General features: G+C 29.2%; 1 protein-coding gene. It reads left to right on the top strand.

Features of this window, described 5'->3' with window-relative positions:
• Positions 1-496, top strand: a 496-nt coding sequence (locus ACTQZM_RS12015; RefSeq protein ID WP_441653896.1) for a restriction endonuclease subunit S, incomplete at both ends; no start/stop codon positions are given.

The raw sequence follows: 496 nt of genomic DNA on the forward strand, positions 1-496 counted from the left end.
TGCTTGGAAACAGCGGAAAGCAAAGGAAATATTTATTACGATTTCAGAAAAGGGTCATATTGATTTACCAGTGCTATCAGCTTCTCAAGAATTTGGAATGGTTGAAAGAAATAATATAGGTATTGATATAAAATACGATTTAAATAGTATAAAAAATTATAAAAGAGTACTTCCAAAACAATTTGTTATTCATCTTCGGTCATTCCAAGGTGGATTTGCATGGTCAACTATAGAAGGAATAACTTCTCCAGCATATACAGTTATTGATTTTATTGAAAAAAGTAATCAAGATTTTGGATTTTGGAAAATTTTCTTAACAAGTACAAATTTTATAAAAAAATTAGAAACTGTAACATATGGTATTAGAGATGGAAGGAGCATTAGTTTTAATGATTTCTCTTCAATGAACTTCGTAATACCTAACATAAATGAGCAAGAACGCATCGGAAATCTTTTCCAAAAAATTGATAACTATATAGCCATTCACCAGCGTAAG

Source organism: Enterococcus cecorum (assembly GCF_052119425.1).
Classification (GTDB): Bacteria; Bacillota; Bacilli; order Lactobacillales; family Enterococcaceae; genus Enterococcus_E; species Enterococcus_E cecorum_C.